At 75.0% G+C, this 22,720-nt stretch carries 21 protein-coding genes and 1 riboswitch; of the genes, 15 read left to right on the top strand and 6 right to left on the bottom strand.

The annotated features are described in order from the left end of the window. The first annotated feature begins 7 nt into the window (after positions 1–7). Entirely contained in the window at positions 8–565 is a 558-nt protein-coding gene (gene rplQ, locus EV384_RS34510) for a 50S ribosomal protein L17 (RefSeq protein ID WP_130340097.1), read from the top strand. Between the two features lie 74 nt (positions 566–639). After that, a complete protein-coding gene (gene truA / locus EV384_RS34505; RefSeq protein ID WP_130340095.1) occupies positions 640–1,473 on the top strand; it encodes a tRNA pseudouridine(38-40) synthase TruA in 834 nt (277 codons plus the stop codon). 156 nt (positions 1,474–1,629) lie between these two features. Here truA and EV384_RS34500 read toward each other — a convergent pair whose 3' ends face one another. Continuing rightward, positions 1,630–2,817 carry a hypothetical protein gene (locus tag EV384_RS34500; RefSeq protein ID WP_130340093.1) on the bottom strand — a complete coding sequence of 396 codons (1,188 nt, stop codon included), beginning with the start codon at positions 2,815–2,817 and terminating at the stop codon, positions 1,630–1,632. Positions 2,818–2,944: 127 nt separating this feature from the next. Here EV384_RS34500 and EV384_RS34495 point away from each other — a divergent pair, with 127 nt between their 5' ends. From EV384_RS34495 to EV384_RS34480, 4 genes are all read left to right on the top strand, one after another. After that, positions 2,945–3,550 (top strand): class I SAM-dependent methyltransferase, encoded by a 606-nt coding sequence (locus EV384_RS34495; RefSeq protein WP_130340091.1) that lies wholly within the window; start codon positions 2,945–2,947, stop codon positions 3,548–3,550. Between the two features lie 41 nt (positions 3,551–3,591). Continuing rightward, positions 3,592–5,271, top strand: coding sequence for an ABC-F family ATP-binding cassette domain-containing protein (locus EV384_RS34490; RefSeq protein WP_130340089.1), 1,680 nt, complete (start codon positions 3,592–3,594; stop codon positions 5,269–5,271). Then, positions 5,268–6,065: a nucleotidyltransferase domain-containing protein gene (locus tag EV384_RS34485; protein ID WP_130340087.1), complete on the top strand. Its 798-nt coding sequence runs from the start codon at positions 5,268–5,270 to the stop codon at positions 6,063–6,065. The genes EV384_RS34490 and EV384_RS34485 overlap by 4 nt, the downstream gene beginning before the upstream one ends. Positions 6,066–6,309: 244 nt before the next feature. Beyond that, positions 6,310–7,272: an aldo/keto reductase gene (locus tag EV384_RS34480; protein ID WP_207232541.1), complete on the top strand. Its 963-nt coding sequence runs from the start codon at positions 6,310–6,312 to the stop codon at positions 7,270–7,272. 777 nt (positions 7,273–8,049) lie between these two features. Here EV384_RS34480 and EV384_RS36640 read toward each other — a convergent pair. Then, entirely contained in the window at positions 8,050–8,619 is a 570-nt protein-coding gene (locus EV384_RS36640) for an endonuclease domain-containing protein (RefSeq protein ID WP_242624414.1), read from the bottom strand. 473 nt (positions 8,620–9,092) lie between these two features. Continuing rightward, positions 9,093–9,201: riboswitch (TPP riboswitch) on the top strand. On the opposite strand from EV384_RS36640, the gene thiE reads away from it, so the two are divergent. From thiE to thiC, 7 genes are all read left to right on the top strand, one after another. Then, positions 9,196–9,822, top strand: a complete 627-nt coding sequence (thiE, locus tag EV384_RS34470) for a thiamine phosphate synthase (protein WP_130340085.1) — start codon at positions 9,196–9,198, stop codon at positions 9,820–9,822. Its footprint overlaps the riboswitch before it by 6 nt. Beyond that, entirely contained in the window at positions 9,816–11,012 is a 1,197-nt protein-coding gene (thiO, locus tag EV384_RS34465; RefSeq protein ID WP_130340083.1) for a glycine oxidase ThiO, read from the top strand. The genes thiE and thiO overlap by 7 nt, the downstream gene beginning before the upstream one ends. Further along, entirely contained in the window at positions 11,003–11,203 is a 201-nt protein-coding gene (thiS, locus tag EV384_RS34460) for a sulfur carrier protein ThiS (RefSeq protein ID WP_130340081.1), read from the top strand. Before thiO ends, thiS begins: the two co-directional genes overlap by 10 nt. Then, entirely contained in the window at positions 11,200–11,979 is a 780-nt protein-coding gene (locus EV384_RS34455) for a thiazole synthase (protein ID WP_130340080.1), read from the top strand. Before thiS ends, EV384_RS34455 begins: the two co-directional genes overlap by 4 nt. Before the next feature lie 68 nt (positions 11,980–12,047). Beyond that, positions 12,048–12,647 carry a thiamine phosphate synthase gene (locus EV384_RS34450; protein ID WP_130340978.1) on the top strand — a complete coding sequence of 200 codons (600 nt, stop codon included), beginning with the start codon at positions 12,048–12,050 and terminating at the stop codon, positions 12,645–12,647. Between the two features lie 5 nt (positions 12,648–12,652). After that, positions 12,653–13,441, top strand: coding sequence for a bifunctional hydroxymethylpyrimidine kinase/phosphomethylpyrimidine kinase (gene thiD / locus EV384_RS34445; protein ID WP_130340078.1), 789 nt, complete (start codon positions 12,653–12,655; stop codon positions 13,439–13,441). 17 nt (positions 13,442–13,458) lie between these two features. Further along, positions 13,459–15,051: a phosphomethylpyrimidine synthase ThiC gene (gene thiC / locus EV384_RS34440; RefSeq protein WP_130340076.1), complete on the top strand. Its 1,593-nt coding sequence runs from the start codon at positions 13,459–13,461 to the stop codon at positions 15,049–15,051. A 50-nt stretch (positions 15,052–15,101) separates the two neighbouring features. Here the strand turns inward: thiC and EV384_RS34435 are convergent, their stop codons facing one another. From EV384_RS34435 to EV384_RS34420, 4 genes are all read right to left on the bottom strand, one after another. Continuing rightward, positions 15,102–18,245 carry a hypothetical protein gene (locus tag EV384_RS34435; protein WP_130340074.1) on the bottom strand — a complete coding sequence of 1,048 codons (3,144 nt, stop codon included), beginning with the start codon at positions 18,243–18,245 and terminating at the stop codon, positions 15,102–15,104. Between the two features lie 75 nt (positions 18,246–18,320). Continuing rightward, positions 18,321–18,629 carry a cupin domain-containing protein gene (locus EV384_RS34430; protein WP_130340072.1) on the bottom strand — a complete coding sequence of 103 codons (309 nt, stop codon included), beginning with the start codon at positions 18,627–18,629 and terminating at the stop codon, positions 18,321–18,323. Beyond that, entirely contained in the window at positions 18,626–19,576 is a 951-nt protein-coding gene (locus tag EV384_RS34425; RefSeq protein WP_130340977.1) for an LLM class F420-dependent oxidoreductase, read from the bottom strand. Before EV384_RS34425 ends, EV384_RS34430 begins: the two co-directional genes overlap by 4 nt. A 2-nt stretch (positions 19,577–19,578) precedes the next feature. Continuing rightward, positions 19,579–20,418 carry an ABC transporter ATP-binding protein gene (locus EV384_RS34420; RefSeq protein ID WP_242624413.1) on the bottom strand — a complete coding sequence of 280 codons (840 nt, stop codon included), beginning with the start codon at positions 20,416–20,418 and terminating at the stop codon, positions 19,579–19,581. 284 nt (positions 20,419–20,702) lie between these two features. Here EV384_RS34420 and EV384_RS34415 point away from each other — a divergent pair, with 284 nt between their 5' ends. Further along, positions 20,703–21,734, top strand: a complete 1,032-nt coding sequence (locus EV384_RS34415) for an ABC transporter substrate-binding protein (RefSeq protein ID WP_130340070.1) — start codon at positions 20,703–20,705, stop codon at positions 21,732–21,734. A gap of 135 nt (positions 21,735–21,869) precedes the next feature. Further along, the gene (locus EV384_RS34410) at positions 21,870–22,685 is read left to right on the top strand and encodes an ABC transporter permease (protein WP_130340976.1); all 816 of its coding nucleotides are present in this window, start codon (positions 21,870–21,872) and stop codon (positions 22,683–22,685) included. Positions 22,686–22,720: the final 35 nt, after the last annotated feature.

The following is a 22,720-nucleotide window of genomic DNA, read 5'->3' as shown; positions in this document are numbered from 1 at the left end:
ACCAAGCATGCCCACGCCCACCAAGGGCCCCCGCCTCGGCGGCAGCCCCGCGCACGAGCGGCTGATGCTGGCCAACCTGGCCACCGCGCTGTTCCAGCACGGCAAGATCCAGACCACCGAGACGAAGGCCCGGCGGCTGCGTCCGCTGGCCGAGCAGCTCATCACCAAGGCCAAGCGTGGCGACCTCGCGTCCCGTCGGCGGGTGGCGGGTGTCGTCAAGGACAAGGACGTGGTCTACGCCCTGTTCGACCAGATCGCGCCCCGGTACGCCAACCGCAACGGTGGCTACACCCGGATCGTGAAGACCGGTCCGCGCAAGGGTGACGCCGCTCCGATGGCGATCATCGAGCTGGTCGAGGAGCTGCAGGTCGCCGAGCCGAAGGCGAACAAGAAGACCGCCGCTCGCAAGGCCGCCCAGCAGGACAAGGTCGAGGCGCTCGCCCCGGCCGAGGAGACCCCGGAGTCGACCCCGGTCGACCAGGACTCCGAGGCGCCGGTGTCGGCGTCCGGTGACACCGACGCCGCCCGCGAGGACAGCGACGAGGCCACCGAGAACAAGGCCTGAGCACAGGCAGCATCGTCGGGCCCGGCATCCCTTCCTGGGGTGCCGGGCCCGACGCCGTGAACGGGAGGTACGAGGTGGACGAGCGGACCCGGCTACGGCTGGACGTCTCGTACGACGGCACCGACTTCTCCGGCTGGGCCGCCCAGCCCGCCCGGCGTACGGTCGCCGGGGTGCTCGTCGAGGCGCTGGACCTGGTGCTCGGCGCGGGCACCGCGACCGGGCTGACCGTGGCAGGCCGGACCGACGCCGGCGTGCACGCCACCGGGCAGGTCTGCCACCTGGACCTGCCGACCGAGGTCTGGCTGGAGCACGAGGGGCGGCTGCTGCGCCGGCTGGCCCGGCTGCTCCCCGGCGACGTGCGGGTCCGGGCGATGACCGAGGTCCCCGCCGACTTCGACGCCCGCTTCTCGGCGACCTTCCGCCGCTACGAGTACCGGGTCACCGACGCCCCCTGGGGTGCCGAGCCGCTGCGCCGGCGCGACACCCTGGCCTGGCCCAAGCCGCTCGACCTGGCCGCGTTGAACACCGCCGCGGCCGGCCTCGTCGGGGAGCACGACTTCGCCGCGTACTGCCGGCGCAAGGAGAACGCCACCACACTGCGCGAGGTGACCCGGCTGGACTGGCGGCGCGACCCGGACGGCATCCTGGTCGCCACCGTCCAGGCCGACGCTTTCTGCCAGGCGATGGTGCGCAGCCTGGTCGGCGCGATGCTGGTGGCCGGGGACGGCCGCCGGCCGGTCGAGTGGCCGGCGAGCCTGCTCACCCGCCGGGAACGCTCCAGTGAGGTCACCGTCGCGGCGGCGCACGGGCTGACCCTGGTCGCGGTCGGCTATCCCGCCGACCCGGCCGAGTACGCCCGCCGCGCCGACCTGACCCGCCGGCTCCGGGTGCCGGTCGTCGAGGGCTGACGCCGCAGGCCACACCGGTGGTCGGGGTGGACCCCGACCGCACGCCGGTGCCCGGCAGCGGTTACGGGGGAGCGGCCCTGGCCCAGGGCGGCGAAAGGCCCGCCGTCCCGGGCGCCGGAGATCGCCGGCGGGGACGGCGGGCCGCCGTGTCGCTGGTCAGTTGCCGGACGGCCCGACCCGGTCGCCGCGGGTGCCCTCCTGGCCGGCGGTGCCGTCCGTCGGGGCGTCGGTGGGCTGGCTGGCCACGCCGGCGTTCGCCCGCCGCTCCAGCACCCCGCGGCTGAGGTACACCTCGATCAGGTCGTACAGGATGTCGCGGACCTTGGCGTCGTTGGCGTTGATCCGCTGTCCGTCGGCCCGGGTCACCACGCAGTACGCGAGGTAGTGGCCGCGTACCTGCCAGCCGACCCGGGCGGCGGCGGTCTCCACGGCCCCGGTGTCGCCGCCGGCGGACATGCCCCGGAGGCGGCCCTGCCGCTCGTCGAGCATCTGCCGGATCCGGTCCCGGGCCCGCTGGGCGCTGGCCAGGTCGGTCAGGTTGAACAGCCCGGCGGTGACCAGGTGGACGCCGTCCGGGGAGCGGAGGGTGGCCCGGACCACCTGGTTGCAGCCGAGCCGGACCAGCAGGTCGGCGATCTCGCCGGTCGCCGCGACCGCGCAGTTGCCGCTGGAGTCCGTCTTGAGCACCGGGTAGGCCGGCTGGCCGTTGGTGACCACCAGCGTCTTGCCGGGGAAGACCTCCTTGGTGGTCAACGCCAGCTGGTCGGTGTCCCGGGAGTTGAGGTCGGGCCCGTCGTTCGGCGCGCCCGACTGCTCCGCCACGGGCTGGTCGGTCGGCGCGGCGCCCTGCGGCGTGCTGGCCCGCTCCTGGAGCAGGGCGGCGGCGGCCAGCCCGCAGAGGGCGAGCAGCACCAGGACGGCGGCGCCGCCGATCAGCACCCGCCAGGTCCGGCCGCCCCCGCGGTTGCGGTCGCCGCGACGGGACCGGGGCAGCTCCGGCGGCTGGCTCGGGTCGAAGACCTCGGTCGGCGGCATCGCGGGTGGCGGCACCGGGACGGTGGCCCGGGGGGTGGCCGGGTCGACCACCGGTTGCGCCGGGGCGACCGGGTGTCGGGCCGGGGCGACCGGGTGTCGGGCCGGGGCGACCGGGGGTCCAGCCGGGCTCGGACCGGCGTCGGTCGCCGGCCGGGTCGTCCGGGCCGGTGGCGGCAGCGACGGGGCGGGGAAGCGGGACGGGGACGGCCCGGCGGGCGGAGGCGCACCGACGCCGAGCACCGACAGGTTGGACCCGGGCTCCGGGTACTCCAGGAAGGCGTCCTCATCGGACTCGTACCGATACACCATGTGGCCCACAGTAGGACCGATTGTCCCTTTAGGGGGTAATATTGGGAAATTCCGGCGGAGGTGGCGTGTCTTGCTGTCCGTCACGCCCGTCGACCGGCCCCCGTCGGCCGGTGCGACAATGCCGGACGTGACCGGCGACCACTACTTCACCGCTGAACCCACGACCGCCGCCCAGCCGCGCGAGGTCGAGTTTTCCGTCGCCGGGCGCGACTTCACCCTCACCTCGGCCGGGGGCGTCTTCTCCGCGGACCGCCTCGACCCCGGCACCGCCGTGCTGTTGCGCAAGGCGGAGCTGCCGTCGCCCGGCACCGCCGGGCCGCTGCTCGACCTGGGCTGCGGGTTCGGCCCGATCAGCTGCGTGCTCGCCACCTGCGCGCCGGACGCCACCGTCTGGGCGGTCGACGTCAACGAGCGGGCCCGCGCCCTCACCGCCGCCAACGCCGCCCGGGTCGGCGCGGCCGACCGGGTGCGGGTGGCGGCCCCGGACGACGTACCGGCGGACCTCACCTTCGCCGAGCTCTGGTCCAACCCGCCCATCCGGATCGGCAAGGCCGAGCTGCACGAGCTGCTGCGCCGCTGGCTGCCCCGGCTCGCCCCGGACGGGGTCGCCTGGCTGGTCGTCGCCCGGCACCTCGGCGGCGACTCGCTGCACCGTTGGCTCGTCGAGCAGGGCTGGCAGGTGGAACGGCACGCCAGCCAGAAGGGCTACCGGGTGCTGCGGGTCACCCGGTAATCGAGTGTCGCCCGCCCCGGTCGCTCGGGCAGGATGCCGGCGTGGGATACGTGGACGTGGCAGCGGTGGGGCACATCCTGCCCGACGGTCGGGAACTCTTCGCCGACGTGTCGTTCCGGGTCGGTGAGGGCGCCAAGGTGGCCCTGGTCGGGCCGAACGGCGCCGGCAAGACGACCCTGCTGCGGATGGTCGCCGGTGACCTGCCGGTGAAGACCGGCGTGGTCGCCCGCTCCGGCGGCCTCGGCGTGATGCGGCAGTTCATCGGCATGATCGGGGACGACACCACGCTCGCCGACCTGGCCCTCTCGCTCGCCCTGCCGGCGCTGCGCGACGCCGGCCGCCGGCTCGTCGCCACCGAGGCGGCCATGCGGGACGCCGAGGTCCGCGGCAAGTACAGCACCGCCGCCGGCAAGGCCCAGCTCGCGTACGCGGACGCGCTCGCGGCCTGGGGCGAGGCCGGCGGGTACGACGCCGAGGTGCTCTTCGACACCGTCGCGACCATCGTGCTCGACCTGCCCTGGGACGCCGCCCGGGAGCGGCCCGTCCGGACCCTCTCCGGCGGCCAGCAGAAGCGCTTCGCCCTGGAGCTGCTGCTCCGCGGCACCGACGAGGTGCTGCTCCTCGACGAGCCGGACAACTTCCTCGACGTGCCCGGCAAACGGTGGCTGGAGGCGCGGCTGCGCGAGTCCGGCAAGTCGGTGCTCTACGTGTCGCACGACCGGGAGCTCCTCGCGCAGACCGCCGACCGGGTGGTCGCCGTCGAGGGCGGCAGCGCCTGGGTGCACCCGGGCGGCTTCGCGAGCTGGCACGAGGCGCGGGTCGCCCGGCACGCCCGCCTCGACGAGCTGCGCCGCCGCTGGGACGAGGAGCACCAGAAGCTCCGCGAGCTGATGCTGATGTACAAGCAGAAGGCCGCGTACAACGACGGGATGGCCTCGCGGTACCAGGCCGCGCAGACCCGGTTGCGCAAGTTCGAGGAGGCCGGGCCGCCGCCCGTACCGCCGAAGGACCAGGACATTCGGATGCGCCTCACCGGCGGGCGGACCGGCAAGCGCGCGGTCGTCGCCGAGCAGGTTGAGCTCGACGGCCTGACCTACCCCTTCGACCTGGAGATCTGGTACGGCGACCGGGTCGCGGTGCTCGGCGCCAACGGGACGGGGAAGTCCCACTTCCTCCGGCTGCTCGCCCGGGGCGGCACCGACCCGGAGCCGGCCAACACCCCGGTCGACGGGGCGGGCGCGCTCGCCCCCGTCACCCACGACGGCGTGGTGCGGCTCGGCGCCCGGGTCCGGCCCGGGCACTTCTCGCAGACCCACGACCGGCCCGAGCTGATGGCGAAGACGCTGGTCGACATCCTGTGGCGGGGCGACGAACACCGCGCCGGGATGGACCGGCACGCGGCGATGGCCGCGCTCAGCCGGTACGAGCTGGCCGGCCAGGGTGACCAGCGGTTCGGCACCCTCTCCGGAGGGCAGCAGGCGAGGTTCCTGGTGCTGCTGTTGGAGCTGTCCGGGGCGACCCTGTTGCTGCTCGACGAGCCGACGGACAACCTCGACCTGGCCTCCGCCGAGGCGTTGGAGGCGGGGCTGACCGCGTTCGAGGGGACCGTTATCGCGGTGACCCACGACCGGTGGTTCACCCGTTCCTTCGACCGCTTCGTGCTGTTCCGCGGCGACGGCGAGGTGGTGGAGGCGACGGAGCCGGTCTGGGACGTGAAGTGATCGACGACGGGCTGGTCGACCGGCTCCACGCGGTGGACGGGGTGGTGGCCGTGGCGCTCGGCGGCAGCCGCGCCCGCGGCGAGCACCGGCCCGACTCGGACTGGGACCTCGGCCTCTACTACCGGGGCGCGCTCGATGTGGCCGCGTTGCGGGAGGTGGCCGCCGTGGTCGCCGACGACGAGGTGGAGCTCACCGCGCCCGGCGGCTGGGGACCCTGGGTCGACGGCGGCGGGTGGTTGCGGATCGGTGGCGTCGCCGTCGACTGGATCTACCGCGACCTCGACCGGGTGCACCGGAGCTGGGCCGACTGCCGCGCCGGCCGCTACCAGGTCGGCGTGCAGGCCGGGCATCCGCTCGGCTTCTACTCCCACACGTACGCCGGGGAGGTGGCGCTCTGCCAGGTGCTCGGCGACCCGACCGGTGAGCTGACGGCGCTGCGGCAGGAGACCTCGTCGTACCCGCCCGCGCTGGCCGCCGCCCTGGTGGCCGGCGGGTGGGAGGCCGGGTTCCTGCTCGACGGCGCGGCGAAGGGCGCCGCCGCCGGCGACGCCGGATACGTGGCCGGCTGCCTGTTCCGGGTGGTCGGCGTGCTGGCCCAGGCGATGCACGGCCGGGCCGGGCGGTGGCTGGTCAACGAGAAGGGCATGATCGCCTCGGCGGGCCGGCTGCCCGGCGCGCCGCCCGACTTCGCGGCCCGGGCGCAGCGACTGCTCGGCAGCGTCGGGCAGACCCCGGCCGAGTTGTCCGCCACCATCGAGGCGGCCCGCCGGCTGGTCGCGGAGGCGCTGCGCTGACCGGTGCCACCTGGTCGGCCTCGGGTGGCGGCAGGGGTCGCGGGGTGATCGGGCTCTGCCGGTGAATGCTTCGCGGTCGCTATGAAGCTGATGTCGTGAACGAATCACCGTCGAGCCGTGGCTGCGACGCGCGGGCCGCCGGGGGCCGCCGGGGGCCGGCGGTCCGCGGTGCGTGGGACGGTCGGTCCGGCCCGGGACGTCCGCCGGCCGGCTCGCCCCGTGACGACAACCTGGCGGGCATAGGGTGGATCTCGTGACTGAGATGACCTACCGCCGGCTGGGCGACTCCGGGCTCGTAATGTCCGTGGTCGGCATCGGCTGCAACAACTTCGGCCGCAAGCTCGACCTCGACGGCACCCGGGCGGTGGTGGACGCCGCCCTCGACGCCGGCATCAACTTCTTCGACACCGCCGACATCTACGGCGAGCCGCAGGGCGGCTCCGAGGAACTGCTCGGCCAGGCGCTCAAGGGCCGCCGGGACGACGTCGTGGTCGCCACCAAGTTCGGCATGGACATGCACGGCCTCAACGGCCCGGACTTCGGCGCCCGCGGCGCCCGCCGCTACATCGCCCGCGCGGTCGAGGCGTCGCTGCGCCGGCTCGGCACCGACCACATCGACCTGTACCAGATGCACGAGCCCGACCCCGGCACCCCGATCGACGAGACCCTCGCCGCGCTGGACGACCTGGTGCGGGCCGGCAAGGTCCGCTACCTCGGCAACTCGAACTTCGCCGGCTGGCAGATCGCCGACGCCGACTGGACCGCCTCCTCCCAGGGGCGGACCCGCTTCATCAGCGCGCAGAACCACTACTCACTGCTGGAGCGGTCCGTCGAGGCCGAGGTGATCCCCGCGTGCGAGCGGTTCGGCCTCGGCATGCTGCCGTTCTTCCCGCTCGCCAACGGGCTGCTCACCGGCAAGTACAAGCGCGGCGAGGCGCCGCCCGCCGGCAGCCGGCTCTCCGGTGGCGGCCGGTACGCCGAGCGCCTAGCCGCCGCGGACTGGGACACCATCGAGGCGATCGAGGCGTACGCCGCGGAGCGCGGGATCACCATGCTCCAGGTGGCCATCGGCGGGCTGGCCGCCCGTCCCGCCGTGACCTCGGTGATCGCCGGCGCCACCACGCCCGAGCAGGTGCGCGCCAACGCCGAGGCGGGCACCTGGCAGCCGACCGACGAGGACCTGGACGCCCTCGACGCCATCCTCTGACAGCACACCCGCCCGCCACCCTGCCCGGACCAGCGCCCGGCCGCCCCACCCGTGGGCGACCGGCGCGCCGCACGCCGCCCGGGCACTGCATTATGCCCGCACTGCAACTGCACTGCACTGCACCGCACTGCACTGCACTGCACCGCGCCGCACTGCACCGCGCCGCACTGCACTGCACCGCGCCGCACTGCACTGCACCGCGCCGGGCCGGGCCGTGCGTAAGCGCCGTGTCGGGCCGTGCTCGGGCACCTGCACCTGCACCGGCCTTGCCCTGGGGTGCTGCACGGTGCCGTGCCCCTTGGGCATCCCATCGGGGCGTGCTTGGGCACCGCACCGGGCGTGGGTAGCGGGTTGAGTCGTCCGCTGCCTGAGATCGCCGTGGTTTGAGCCGTGAGTGGAACGTCACGGGTGTCACCGAGCGGTTTTGACACCCATGGCGTTCCACTGACGGGATGAGGCGTGGCAGATGCCGCCCTGCCTGGCGCGCGGGAATGGGTAGCGGCTCCCGCCCGCCCAGCCATGGGACGGACGTTGGCTGCGGGCGGCGGCGGGCTCGGTGGAACGTCATGGGTGTCACCGGGGCGGTTTTGACACCCATGGTGTTCCACTGACGGGTGACGGGTGACGGGTGACGGGTGACGGGTGACGGGTGACGGGTGACGGGTGACCGGCGACCGGTGACCGGCGACGGGTGCGGGGGTGGCATCGGGCGGGGCGGGTCCTCGCTGGCGCAGGTGTGCGGAGGCTCGGCGTCGGTGGGTCGAGCTCCGCGGGGTGTCAGTGGGGGCGCGCGACGGCGGTGGCCTGGCGCTCGCGGAGGGCGGCGGCCACCGCGGCGACGGTGTGCGCGGGGTGGCGCAGGACGTCGTCGGCGGTGAAGCGGAGGACGAGCCAGCCGGCCGCCCGTAGCGCGTTCAGGCGGGCCACGTCCCGGCGGAAGTGGGCGCGCTCGCGGTGGTGGTCGCCGTCGTACTCGACGGCCAGCCGGAGGGCCGGCCAGGCCAGGTCGACCCGCCCGACGAACCGCCCGCGCGGATCCAGCACGTCGTGCTGCGCGGCGACCGGACCCAGCCCGGCGTCCAGCAGGGGCAGGCGCAGCCTCGTCTCCATCGGCGACTCGCTCAGCGGCTCCGCGAGCGTCAGTACCTCGCGCAGCAGCGGCAGGCCCGGCCAGCCGGGGTGCGCTGTGGCGTACCGCCGGAGGGCGGGCAGGTTCACCACCCGGCGGTGCAGCAGCGCGTCGACGGCGACCAGCGCGTCGATGCGGGGCGCCTGCCGGCCGAGGTCGAAGGCGGTACGCAGCGCGGTGGTGACCGGCAGGCCGCCGAAGCTCGTCCGGTCGGTCACCGGGACGATCGACCGGACGAGGTGGACGCGGGGGTGTGGTCGCATCCGCGCGGCGCTGCGGCAGCAGCACGGTGACCGGTGCGTCGCGGGCGAGGAGGTCGGCGCCCCAGAGGTACGCGGCGCTGCGTCCGGCGATCGCCGCGTCCGACGGCAGGCGCAGCGCGACGGCGTCGCACCACATCCGGTGGTCGTCCGCGCGGTAGCCGTCGCGGTGCACGTAGACGTCGGGGAGCAGCCGCCGCCACGCCGGGCCGCGCACCATTGTCCAGGTCAGCAGTCCGTCGGCGACGGCCCGACTGCCGCGGAACGGCAGGAACGACAGCCGTCGTGGAACACGCGGCGGCGAAGGCATCCGGACAGCATGGCGTGAGCGGATCGTCACCCGCTGCCCCCGGCGTCGACATCGGACGGCCAGTGGGAAAAGCCGACCGCAGCCCTTGGCGGATCCGCCCATCCGTCGTACGGTAGGGCCGCAAGTGACCCACGGGAGCCCGGTGCACCGGGCTGAGAGGGGGGCTGAAGCCCCCGACCGTCGAACCTGATCCGGGTAATGCCGGCGCAGGGAGGAGCGTTGCCGTGCCGTCCCTGGGACGACTGCATCTGATCACCGACACCCGGCCGGGGCGGGACCCGCTCGCCGTGCTGCGCGCCGCCCTGCCGGTGGCCCGCGCCGAGCTGGTCGTCCAGGTCCGCGTCGAGGACGACGCCACCGACCGCCAGGCGTACGAGCTGGCCCGCCGGGTGGTCGCGCTCTGCCGGCGGTACGGGGCGACGTGCCTGGTCAACGACCGGCTGCACGTGGCGCTCGCGGTCGACGCCGCGGGCGGGCACGTCGGCGCGGAGGACCTGCCGGTGCGGGCGGCCCGCCGGGTGCTCGGCTCCGCCGCCGTGCTCGGGGCGACCGCGCGGGAGCCGGGGAGCGCCGCCGAGGCGGTCGCCGCCGGGGCCAGCTACCTGGGCGTCGGCCCCTGCCACCCGACCGGCACCAAGACCGGGCTGCCCGCGCCGATCGGCCCCGCCGGGGTGCGCGCGGTCGCCGAGGCGGTGGACGTGCCGGTGATCGCCATCGGCGGAGTGACCGCCGCGAGCGTGCCGGCGCTGCGGGCCGCCGGGGCGTACGGGGTGGCGGTGGTCGGGGCGCTCTCCGGGGCCGCGGATCCCGCCCGGGCCACCGCCGAGCTGCTCGGGGCGCTGAGGTGCTGACCCGACCGGACGTCGCCGTGGTGGGGGCGGGACCGGTCGGGCTGGCGATCGCCTGGCGCTGCGCGTCGCGCGGGCTGCGGGTGGTCGCGCACGATCCGGCGCCGGGTTCCGGGGCGTCGCACGTCGCGGCCGGGATGCTCGCGCCGGTCGCCGAGGCGTACTTCGGGGAGCACGAGCTGACCGGGCTGCTCGCCGAGTCCGCCGCCCGCTGGCCGGGCTTCGCCGCCGAGCTGGCCGAGGCCGCCGGCGCCGGATTCGGGTACCGGACCGAGGGGACGCTGGTGGTCGGGCTCACCGGCGACGACCTGGCCGAGGCGCGGCGGCTGTGGTCGTACCAGCAGGGGTTGGGGCTGCCGATCACGCCGCTGCGCCCGTCGGAGCTGCGGGAGCGCGAACCGGCGCTCGCGCCGCGGCTGCGCGGCGGCGCGGTCGCCCCCGGCGACCACCAGGTCGACCCGCGCCGGCTGGTCGGCGCGCTGCGGGCGGCGGCCGAGCGGGCCGGGGCGACGCTGCTGCCGGGCCGGGTCGCCCGGCTGTCCGACGTGGATGCGGGCGTCACCGTGGTGGCGGCCGGTTGCGGGGCGGCGGCGCTCACCGGGCTGCCGGTCCGGCCGGTGAAGGGGCAGGTGCTCCGGCTCCGCGCGCCCGGTCGCGGCGCGCCGGGCTTCCGGCACGTGATCCGGGGGTACGCGGACGGCGAGTCGGTCTACCTGGTGCCCCGGGACAGCGGCGAGGTGGTGGTCGGGGCGACCGTCGAGGAGCGCGCCGACACCGAGGTGACCGCGGGCGCGGTGCTGCGGCTGCTCCGCGCCGCCGTCGACCTGGTGCCCGAGCTGGCCGAGTACGACCTGGTCGAGGCGTCCGCCGGGCTGCGCCCCGGCACGCCGGACAACGCGCCGATCGTCGGGCCGTTGCCCGGCCGGCCCGGCGTGCTCGCCGCCACCGGGCACCACCGGCACGGCATCGTGCTCACCCCGGTCACCGCCGACCTGGTCACCGAACTGATCGTCACCGGCGAGGCGGACCCGCTGCTCACCCCCTTTCTGCCGGACCGGTTCGCCGCCGCCGACGTGCCGGTCGGCGCCGGCCGGGCCGCGACGGCGGCCGGTGCGATCACGCCCTCGGCGGCCGGCCGGGGCGTCGACCGGGACCGGACCGCATCCGCCATGGAGGAGGCGACGTGGAACTGATCGTCAACGGCGCCGGGCGCGACCTGCCCGGCGGGTCGACCGTGGCGGACCTGGTCCGCGCGGTCACCGACCAGCGGCGCGGGCTCGCGGTCGCGGTGAACGGCGAGGTGGTGCCGCGCGGCGGCTGGCCGGCGACCGTGCTGCGGGACGGCGACCGGGTCGAGGTGCTCAGCGCCGCCCAGGGCGGGTGAGCGCGGTGTCCTTCACGATCGGCGGCGCGACCTTCGGCTCGCGGCTCATCCTGGGCACCGGCGGCGCGGCCAACCTGCACGTGCTGGAGCAGGCGATCCGCGCCTCCGGCACCGAGCTGGTCACCCTGGCGCTGCGTCGCGTCGACACCGCGCCCGGCACCGGCGGCGGGCTGCTCGACCTGCTCGACCGGTGCGGGGTGAGGCTGCTGCCGAACACCGCCGGCTGCCACACCGCCACGGAGGCGGTGAAGGTGGCCCACCTGGCCCGGGAGGCGTTCGACACCGACTGGGTGAAGCTGGAGGTGATCGGCGACGAGCGCACCCTGCTGCCCGACGGGGTGGAGCTGCTGCGCGCCGCCGAGGAGCTGGTCGCCGACGGGTTCACCGTGTTGCCGTACACCTCGGACGACCCGATCCTGGCCCGGCGGCTCGCCGACGTGGGCTGCGCCGCGGTGATGCCGGCCGGCGCGCCGATCGGCTCCGGGCTGGGCGTCACGAACCCGCACCACATCCGACTGATCCGGCAGAGCGTGGCCGTGCCGGTGATCCTGGACGCCGGCATCGGCACCGCCTCCGACGCGGCGCTCGCCATGGAGCTGGGCTGCGACGCGGTGCTGCTGGCCAGCGCGGTCACCCGGGCCGCCGACCCGGTGGCGATGGCCACCGCGATGCGGTACGCCGTCGAGGCCGGCCACCTCGCCCACGACGCCGGCCGCATCCCCCGCCGCTTCCACGCTCTCCCCTCCACGCCCGACGAGGGAAGGCCCGAGCTGTGACCGCCTTCCTCGCCGGTGCGGTCACCGCTCGGGCCGCGCGGAACGACGGGTGCGGCGGTGCCGGGCGGGTGCCGTCGGGGCTCGTCGTGCTCACCGACCGGTGGCAGGCGCGGCGACCGCTGGCCCAGGTGGTCGCGGCGGCAATGGCCGGGGGAGTGCGCTGGGTGGTGCTGCGGGAGAAGGACCTGCCCCGCGCCGAACGCGCCGCCCTCGCCGCCGACCTGCGCCCGATCCTCGCCGAGGTCGGCGGCACCCTGATCGTCGCCGGCCCCGACCCCCTCGACGGTGACGCCGTGCACCTACCGTCGGCCGGTCCCTACCCGCCCCCGCGCCACGGGCTGGTCGGCCGCTCCTGCCACGACCGGGCGGAACTGTCCCGACTCACCACAGAGGACTACGCCACCGTCTCGCCCGTCTTCCCCACCAGGACCAAACCCGGCTACGGCCCACCCCTGCACCCCGACGGACTCCGCGAGCTGATCCAGGCCAGCCCCGTGCCGATCCTCGCCCTCGGCGGAGTGGAAACCCCGGTACAGGTGCACGCCTGCCTCGACGCGGGAGCCGTGGGAGTGGCTGTCCTCGGCGCGATCATGCGAGCGCAAGACCCCACCGAGGTAGCCAGGGCTTTGACGACGCCCTCACGCGCAACCACCGAGAAGCCCAGGTGAGGGACATGACCCCGACGACGGTGCTCACCATCGCCGGCTCCGACTCCGGCGGCGGCGCCGGGATCCAGGCCGACCTCAAGGTCTTCGCCGCCCTCGGCGCGTACGGCACGTGCGTCATCACCGCCGTCACCGCGCAGAACACCCGGGGCGTGGACGCCGTCCTGCCGCTGCCACCCCGGACGGTCACCGAGCAGCTCGACAGCGTGCTCGGCGACTTCGGCGTACGGGCGGTGAAGACCGGCATGCTCGGCACCCCGGCGGTCGCCGAGGTGGTGGCCGACGCGGCGCGGGCGGGGCGACTGCCGCGCCTGGTCGTCGACCCGGTGCTGGCCGCCACCAGTGGACACCGGCTCGGCGTGGTGGAGGCGGTCGAGCGGCTGCTGCCGTACGCGGAGGTGGCGACGCCGAACTGCGCGGAGGCCGCGGCCCTCACCGGACGCCCGGTGACCACGGTCGAGGAGATGGTCGCCGCCGCCGAGGCGCTCGCGGCCGGCGGCCCGGCGCACGTGGTGGTCACCGGCGGCGACGTGGACGCGGCCGGCGAGTCGGTCGACGTGCTGGTCGGCGGCGGCACGACCACGCTGCTGCGGGCGCCCCGCGTGGCCACCCGGCACAACCACGGCACCGGCTGTTCGTTCTCGGCGGCGATCACCGTCCGGCTGGCGGCGGGCGACCCGGTGCCGGTCGCGGTCGCCGCCGCCAAGGAGTACGTCACCCGCGCGCTGACCGGCGCGCGGGACTGGGAGCTGGGCGCGGGACGCGGCCCGCTGGACCACTTCGGCTGGTCCCGTTGACCATCAGGGAGGCTGTCATGCAGGCACGTCGCAAGGTCTACGTCGAGGGATCACGGCCGGACGTCCAGGTGCCGTTCGCCGAGGTGGAGCTGACCGGGGAGAACCCGCCGCTGCGGCTCTACGACACGTCCGGGCCGGGCTCCGACCCGGCCGTCGGGCTGCCGCCGCTGCGCGGCCCATGGATCGCCGAGCGCGGCGACGTGGCGCCGGTGCGCGGCGCGGGGACGCCGCTCGCCGGCGCGGACGGGAAGCGCCCTACCCAGCTCGCGTACGCGCGGGCCGGCGTGGTGACGCCGGAGATGGAGTTCGTGGCGGTCCGGGAGGGCGTCGCGCCGGAGTTCGTCCGGGACGAGATCGCCGCCGGGCGGGCGGTGCTGCCGCTCAACGTCAACCACCCCGAGTGCGAGCCGGCGATCATCGGCAAGGCGTTCCTGGTCAAGGTGAACGCCAACATCGGCACCTCGGCGGTCACCTCCTCGGTCGCCGAGGAGGTGGAGAAGCTGACCTGGGCCACCCGTTGGGGCGCCGACACGGTGATGGACCTCTCCACCGGCAAGCGGATCCACGAGACCCGCGAGGCGATCGTGCGGAACTCGCCGGTGCCGATCGGCACCGTGCCGATCTACCAGGCCCTGGAGAAGGTCGGCGGCGACCCGGTGAAGCTGAGCTGGGAGGTGTTCCGGGAGACCGTCGTCGAGCAGGCCGAGCAGGGCGTCGACTACATGACGGTGCACGCCGGGATGCTGCTGCCGTACGTGCCCCTCGCGGTGGACCGGGTCACCGGGATCGTCTCCCGGGGCGGCTCGATCATGGCGGCCTGGTGCCTGGCGCACCACGAGGAGAACTTCCTCTACACCAACTTCCGCGAGCTGTGCGAGATCCTCGCGCGGTACGACGTGACCTTTTCGCTCGGCGACGGGCTGCGGCCCGGCTCCATCGCCGACGCCAACGACGCGGCACAGTTCGCCGAGCTGCGCACCCTCGGCGAGCTGACCAGGATCGCCTGGGAGTACGACGTGCAGGTGATGATCGAGGGCCCGGGTCACGTGCCGATGCACAAGATCAAGGAGAACGTGGACCTCCAACAGGAGTGGTGCCACGAGGCCCCGTTCTACACCCTCGGCCCGCTGACCACCGACATCGCGCCCGCGTACGACCACATCACCTCGGCGATCGGCGCCGCGATGATCGGCATGTTCGGCACCGCGATGCTCTGCTACGTCACCCCGAAGGAGCACCTGGGGCTGCCGGACCGGGACGACGTGAAGGCGGGCGTGATCGCGTACAAGATCGCGGCGCACGCGGCCGACCTGGCCAAGGGCCACCCCGGGGCGCAGGCCTGGGACGACGCGCTGTCGAAGGCCCGGTTCGAGTTCCGCTGGGAGGACCAGTTCAACCTCTCGCTCGACCCGGAGACCGCGCGGTCGTACCACGACGCGACGCTCCCCGCGGAACCGGCGAAGACCGCGCACTTCTGCTCGATGTGCGGGCCGAAGTTCTGCTCCATGAAGATCACCCAGGAGCTGAAGGAGTACGCCGCCCGGGGCATGAAGGACAAGTCGGAGGAGTTCCTCTCCTCCGGCGGTCGGGTCTACCTGCCGCTCGCCTGAGGTCACGCCGGTCGGGCCGTCCCGTGTGGTCGGCCCGACCGGCGTACCGGTCAGTCCCGGTGGTGCCGGCCGGTACGCAGCGAACCGGAGTCGCTCTCCGCGGCTGGCCGGCCCAGTCCGCTGACCCAGTCGACGTACTCCTCGTCGTGCGCCGGCACCGGCTCCGACTCGCGGGTGTTCCGCTCCGTCGTGCGCTCCTCGCCGCCCTTCGCGCGGTTCCGGCGGAACAGGCCACGGCGGGGCCGGGACTTCCCGGCGCCGGCCTCCTCGCCTCCGCCGCCCGCAGCCGGGGACTGGTCGTCCGGCTCCCGCTCCGGGTCGTCGGCCTGGTGCGCGGGGACGGGCGAATCGGCCGGCGCCGACTCGACCGCGTTCGGCCCGACCGCGCGCCGCGCGTTCGCCAGGGCATCCCAACTCGCCGCCCCGTCCAGGTCGGGCAGCGCGCGGTGCCGGGGGCGCGGCGCCGGCTCGACCGGGGTGCCGTTCGCCTCGTCGTCGGCGGCGTCCGTCGTGGACCCGGTCGGCGCGGCGGCCTGCCGGGGAGTGGCCGGCCACACCGGCGCGGGCGCGATCGGCCAGGCCGGCCGCACGTCGCCGCGCCGATCCGCGTCCTCGAAGATCGGGATGCGGGGCCGCGGCGAGAAGCCATGTTCGGCCTCCGCCGGAGCGTCGTCGGGCGTCGCCGGCGACAGGTGCGCCGGGCCGGCGGGCGGCGAGGTCGGCACGCTCCCGCCGGATCGGCCGGTGCCCGTCGCGGACCCCGGCGCGCCGCCGGCCCAGCCGGTGGCACCGGACGGACCGGCGGTCTCGGCCCGGTCCGCGGCAGTGGCCTCGTCGTCAACGGTGGACCGCCCGGCGGTACGGGACTGTGCGGCGGCGGTGGCCTCCTTGCCGGTGGTGGACCGGCCGGCGGTACGGGGCTCTCCGGCGGTGGTGGCCTCCTTGCCGGCGGTGGACCGGCCGGGGGTACGGGGCTCTCCGGCGGCGGCGGCCGGGGGGAGATCGGTGGCGGACGTGGGGGTCGGCTCGGCCGACCCGCTGGCGGCCGCCCGCGCCTTGCGGGCCCGCTTCGGCCGGCCCGTCGACGGCGCCGGGGAGGCCGACCCGGAGCCGGCGGCCGAGCCGGACCGGGACGCCGGGGCGTCGGCCGCCATACCGGCCAGCCCGGTCAGGGCGGCGCCGTCCGGCGTCTCGGCTCCGCGTCGGGGCGCGTCGGTCTCCGGCGTGCGAGCCGACACCTCGACGTCGGGCGTGGCCGCTCCGCCCCTTCGGGTGGCGGCCGGCGCCGGGACGCCCGGGCCGGGAGCCGCGACGTCTGCCGTGGGCGTCGCCGTCCCGGCCGAGGGTGCGGTCGTCGTCGTTTTGGCCGGGGGTGCGGTCGTCGCCGTCCTGGCCGAGGGTGCGGGTGCCGCTGCCTGGGTCGACGGGGCGTTGGCCGCATGCCCGAACGTGGGTGCCGCTGCCTCGGTCCAGGCGGCGGGCGTCGCTGTCCCGGGCGTAGGTGTCGCCGGGGCGGGCGGCACGATCCCGGCTGCGGGTCGCGTCGCCTGCGGGGCGGATGTCCGGCCGGCGGCGACCACGTCGATGGCCGAGATGCGCCTCGCCGACGAGAGCGGGGTGGGCGCCGGCAGGCTCTGGGCCGGGTCGTCGGCGTCCCGTTCGATCACCGGACCGGCCCCGCCCGCCCCGATCACGGCCGGCGGGCCGACGGTGCGGTCGCGGGCCACGGCGCCGGGAGCCGGAGCGCCGGCCAGGCGGCCCGGGTCATCCTCGGCGGCGGGGACGGGAACCGAGGCCGCGAGGCCAGGGTCGTCGGCGGACAGCACGGACGGGGTCGCGAGGTCGCGGTCGTCGGCGGCGGAAACGGTAACCGGGGTCGTGAGGCCGCGGTCGTCGGCGGGTACCACGGGCGGGGTCGCGGGGCCGCGGTCGTCGGCCGGTACCAGCGACGGGGTCGCGAGGTCGCGGTCCTTGGTGGTGGCCGGGACGGGGGTGGTGGCCGGGCCCCGATCGTCGTCGGAACGGGCGGCCCGGCCGGTGGCCGGTCGGGCGAGGCCGGCGGGTGCCGGCGTCGGCGTGCCGCTCGGCGCCACCGGCCAGTCCCAGTGCGCGGGGATGGGTCGACCGGCGCCGGCCGGGGCGGTGTCCCGGGCGGCCGGATAGCGGTCGAGGTCGACGGTGCTGCCGCCCGCGGCCGTGGTCGGCGCTCCGGCGTGGCTCCGGTCGGCCGTGGCCGGGCCGTCCTCCGCCCGGTCCAGCGGAGCCCCCGCATAAGCGGGGGCGGGCCCGGTCGGGAGGGGCTGGAGGATGTCGGTCGGCTCGATGGCGCCGGTCGCCGGCACCCCCGCCGGCCGGCGCAGCACGGTGGCGGCCGTCGAGCCGAGCGCGCCGGCGGCGACCGCGATGAGCGCCCCGTAGTAGGGCGCGAGCTGGTACCGGTCGGCCGCGTCGCCCGGGCCGGCGGTCAGGTAGGCGAACGCCACCAGGGCCGGGCCGGCCGCGCCCGCGGCGCCGCCGACCAGCGGCGGGTGGCCGCGACGGCGGGCCAGCGCGCCGACCGCCGCGCCCGCGAGCAGGGCCACCGTTGGCAGCAGCAGCATGGCCAGGCGCTGGGCCGTCGCGGTGTCCAGCCACGACGGTTCCAGGACCCCGAGGCGTGCGGTGGCCAGCGGCCCGGTCGAGGCCAGCGCCGGCGCTACCGAGACCAGCGCGAGCAGCCAGAGGAGGCCGCCCGTCATCGCGATGTTCCAGCCCAGCGGCGGGTTCGGCAGTACGGCGAGCGCCGCCCCGGCGCCGACCACCGCGCCGAGGATGGCGCAGATGCCGACCGCCCAGACCGGATCGACCGTGCCGCCGAACTCGGCCGCGCGGGCGGGCTGCATGCACAAAGGCGCGACGACGATCGCGCCGAGCGCGGCGGCCCCGGCGACCGAGAACTGTTCGGTGGTGCCGCCCGGGACGCCGTCCCGGCGGGCGAGACGTTCGGTGCCGACGGCGCCGGCCACCGCGGCGACCGCCGCGAACCAGGCCACCCAGACGAGCTGGGCGGGCCACCGGTTGACGGAGCCGTCGGTGAACGCGCCGTTGAGGCGCACGATGCCGAACCCGTACGCGATGCCGAGCTGGCCGGCCCCGGCCAGCGCGCTCACCCCGAGCGCCGTGAGCAGCAGCCTGCCCCACGTCCGAAAGGCCATGTCGGGCACGTTACGGCCCGGTGCGCCCGATCGCCACCTTGACGCAGCTCGGCGCGGCGCGTACCTCCGGCGTGGCTACTTCAGCTCGACCAGGCGGGCCAGATAGGTCGTGTCCCCGACGTTGGTGAGCATGTGCACGGCGCCCGGGTCGCGGTAGACCACCCCGCCGGTCGGCTCGTCGGCGTCGATCCGGGTGCCGTCGACGGTCTGCACCACGTTCTTCGCTCCCTGGATCGCCACCACCAGGTACGGGTGATCGTGCCGGTGCAGCGGCTGCCGCTCGCCCGGCTCCAGCCGGATGTGCCAGACCCGCACCCGGTCGTTCTCGTAGACGATCTCCTGGCCCACCGGGCCGAGTTCGACGTCGTGGGCGAGTTCGGTCATCGGACTCCGTCCAGCTGCGGGAGCACGTCGGCGGCGATGAGCTCCAGGTGGTCGAGGTCGGCGAAGTCGATCAGCCGCAGGTGCACCCGGGTGGCGCCGATCGCGGCGAACTCGCCGAGCCGGTCGACCAGCTGCGCCGGGGAGCCGACCACCGGGTCCTCCGGCGGCAGGGCGCTCTTGACGTGCAGCGGCGCGGCCCGCCGCTGCGCCTCCGCGTCGGTCCGGCCGATCGCCACCACGACGCCGGCGGAGAGCACCAGCGGCGCCCGCCCGGACTCCGTACGGCCGGTGCGCTGGCACGCCTCGGCCACCCGCTCGTACGCGGCAGCCGTCTCGGCGACGCTCTTGAACGGCATGTTGAACTCGTCGGCGTACCGGGCGGCCAGCTCCGGGGTGCGCTTGGGGCCGCGGCCGCCGACGATCACCGGCGGGCCGGGCCGCTGCACCGGCTTGGGCAGCGCGGGCGCGTCCACCAGCCGGTAGTGGTCACCGGTGAAGCTGTACGTCTCGCCGGGCGGGGTGCGCCACAGCCCGGTGATGATCTCGAGCTGTTCGGCCAGCCGGTCGAACCGCTCGGCCACCGGGGGGAAGGGGATGCCGTACGAGAGGTGTTCCCGCTCGTACCAGCCGGCGCCGATGCCCAGCTCGACCCGGCCCCCGCTCATCTGGTCGACCTGGGCGACCATCACCGCGAGGGGCCCGGGGAGCCGGAAGGTGGCCGAGCTGACCAGCGTGCCGAGCCGGATCCGGGAGGTCTCCCGGGCCAGCCCGGCCAGGGTCAGCCAGGCGTCCGTGGGTCCGGGCAGGCCGGGGTCGTCGCCCATCGACTGGTAGTGGTCGGCGCGGAGGAAGCCCTCGAACCCGGCCGCCTCGACCAGCCGGGCGAACCGGAGCTGGTCGTCGTAGCTGGCCCCGCGGTGCGGTTCGGTGAAGACCGACACCCGCATGGTCACCGTCCTCCCGTGCCGGACTCCGCCGGCGTCTGCTGCGCCGGGTCGGCCGCCGCGTCTCCGGCCTGCGCCGGGACGACCGGGGCGTCCCGTTCCATCAACAGCTCGTGCAGGTCGGCGCTGACCTGGGCCACCTCGGCCAGGTGGGCGTTGCGACCGAGGGTGCGGGGCCGGGGGATGTCCACCTCGAGGATCTTGCGGATCCGACCGGGGCGGGGGCTGAGCACGACGACCCGGTCGGCGAGCAGCACCGCCTCGTCGATCGAGTGGGTGACGAAGACGATGGTCGCCTTCGTCTCCATGTGCACCCGCTGGAGTTCGCCGGAGAGCTCTTCCCGGGTGAGCGCGTCGAGCGCCGAGAAGGGCTCGTCCATCAGCATCACCCGCGGTTCGCCGATCAGCGACCGGCACAGCGAGACGCGCTGCTGCATGCCGCCGGAGAGTTCGTGTGGCAGGCGCTTCTCGAAGCCGCCGAGGCCGGCCAGGTCCAGCAGCTCCCGGGCCCGCTCGCGGTGCTTCGCCCGGCTCCAGCCGAAGATCTCGACCGGGAGCAGGACGTTGTCCAGCACCGAGCGCCAGGGCAGCAGGGCGGGCCGCTGGAACAGCATGGCGATGTCGCGGCGGGGCCGGGTGATCGGCGTGCCGGCCACGCTGATCTCGCCCTCGGTGACCGGCAGCAGCCCGGCGATCATGCGGAGCAGGGTGGACTTGCCGCAGCCGGAGCGGCCGAGGACGGCGACGAACTCGCCCTCCGCGACGTCGAGGTCGATGCCGCGCAGCGCCTCGACGCGACCTGAGCGGCCGTCGAAGGTGCGGGACACCGCGGACAGCTTGATCATCTCCGGCCGGCTCCCTCCCGCTCGACGATCACGAGTCCGGCAAGGGTAACCGGCCGCCGTCCCCATAGCACCGTCCGGAGTGGACGTCTGTCGGTTTCCGTCACGCAACTTCGTTTCCGTTCCGCAACCGATACGCGCGGTCTGGCGAAGCTGGCCTTCTCGTACGCTGTGCCCGCGAATAGTCCCCTCACGACGGTCCCGTCGGCCGCCCCTCCTGCCGGCACCGTCGGACCCACGACCCGTCCGGGTGAAGACGACCTGGTCGGAAAGGACATGGTGCACTGATGAGAAGGCTGACCCGTACGGTCGCCGCGGCCGCGCTGGCCACCGCCCTCGCCCTGGTCTCCGCCTGCAGCAGCGGCTCGGACAAGTCCGACGACGCCAAGAACGCGGGTGCCGTCGGGATCGAGAAGGTGACCTATCTCACTTCGTTCGGCAACTTCGGCCGTGACTCCTACGCCTGGGTGGCGAAGGAGAAGGGCTTCTTCAAGGACGCCGGCTTCGACGTGGAGATCAAGCCCGGCCAGGGCACCGGCTCCGTCATCCAGACCATCGTCGGCGGCCAGGCGGACTTCGGCCCGATCGACCTCACCGGTGGCATCCTCCAGCTCGGCAACGGCCAGGCCAAGGACTTCGTCGCGGTGGCGGCGATCCAGCAGCGCACCATGGCCGCCATCGTCTCGGTCGAGGGCAAGAACATCGCCACGCCGAAGGACCTGGAGGGCAAGAAGCTCGCCGACACCCCCAGCTCCGTCGTGCGCAACCTCTTCCCCACGTACGCCAAGCTGGCCGGCGTCGACGCCAGCAAGGTGACCTGGGTCAACGGTGAGCCGCAGACGCTGATGGGCACGCTCGCCTCCGGCTCGGTCGACGGCATCGGCCAGTTCGTGGTCGGTCAGCCGACCGTCGAGGCGGTGACCAAGAAGAAGCCGGTCGTGCTCCCGTACAGCAACGTCATGCAGGACCTCTACGGCAACGCGCTGATCACCTCGACGAAGATCGCCAAGGAGAAGCCGGAGATGGTCAAGCGCTTCACCGAGGCGCTGCTCAAGGGCCTGGAGTACGCCCTGGCCAACCCGGAGGAGGCGGCGAACATCCTGAAGAAGAACGTGGACGCCACCAACCCGGCCGCGGCCGCCGCCGAGCTGCAGCTGATGGCCGCGTACGTCCGGTCCAGCAACTCCGGCACCGCGCTGGGCACCCTGGACAGCGGCCGGGTCGCCAAGAGCATCGCCCTGCTGCAGGGCGCGGGCGCGCTCAAGCAGAATCTGACCCCCGACCAGATCATCGACTTCAACCTCGCGCCGAAGGCCTGACCGGTCGACTCGGACAACGGGGGTGCGGCCCGCCGGGGTTCCGGCGGGGCGCACCCCCCTTCGTGTGCCGGTCGTGAGGCCGGCGGAGCAGAGGAGGACACGTTGACGGAGTTGACCGGGGCCCGGGCTGGGACGCTGGCGCCGGACCAGTCCGCGCCGGAGCCGACCGGGTCGCGTCGGGGCGGCGTACGCCCGGCGACGGTGGGGCTGCCGGCGCTCGGGCTGCTGATCGCGGTGACGGTCTGGTGGACGGTGACGTCGGGCCTGCACCTGGTCCATCCGGCGTCCCTGCCGCCGCCGCAGCTGGTCTGGAACGCGCTGACCGGGACGAGCGACGTGCTGCTGCCGGCGCTGGGGATCACCATCGCGATGACCGTCCTCGGCTTCCTGCTCTCCTCGGTGGCCGGCGTGCTGATCGGCATGGCGCTGGCCGCCTCCCGGCGGGTGGAGCGGATGTGCGCGCCGCTGCTGGTGGCGATCAACGCGGTGCCGAAGATCGCGCTCGGCCCGCTGCTGGTGGTCTCGGTGGGCTGGGGTCAGAAGCCGATCCTGACCATGGTGTTCCTGCTCTGCTTCTTCCCGATCGTGCTCTCCACCGCGACCGGGCTGACCACCACCCCGGCCGACCTGGCCGAGCTGGCCCGGTCGCTGAACGCCTCCTGGTGGCAGTCGTTCCGCAAGGTGCGCTTCCCGGCCGCCCTGCCGCAGATCTTCGTCGGGCTGAAGGTGGCGATGCCGCTCGCCGCGATCGGCGCGGTGATCGGGGAGTTCTACTCGGACAAGCCGGGGCTGGGCTACCAGATCCTCCAGTACAACGGGATCGGGGACACCGCGACGGCCTGGGCGGCGATCGTGCTGATCGCGGTGATGAGCATCCTGCTCTACTCCGCCCTCGGCCTCGTCGAGCGCCTCGCCCTTCCCTGGGTGCGCGCCACCACCTCGTCCCGCTGACCGGGGAGATCCTGGCGGGAGGTGGCCCTTCCGGG

This window comes from Micromonospora kangleipakensis (assembly GCF_004217615.1).
Lineage (GTDB): Bacteria > Actinomycetota > Actinomycetes > Mycobacteriales > Micromonosporaceae > Micromonospora > Micromonospora kangleipakensis.
The sequence above is the reverse complement of the archived record's forward strand: the minus strand, read 5'-3'. Positions and strand labels throughout refer to the sequence as shown.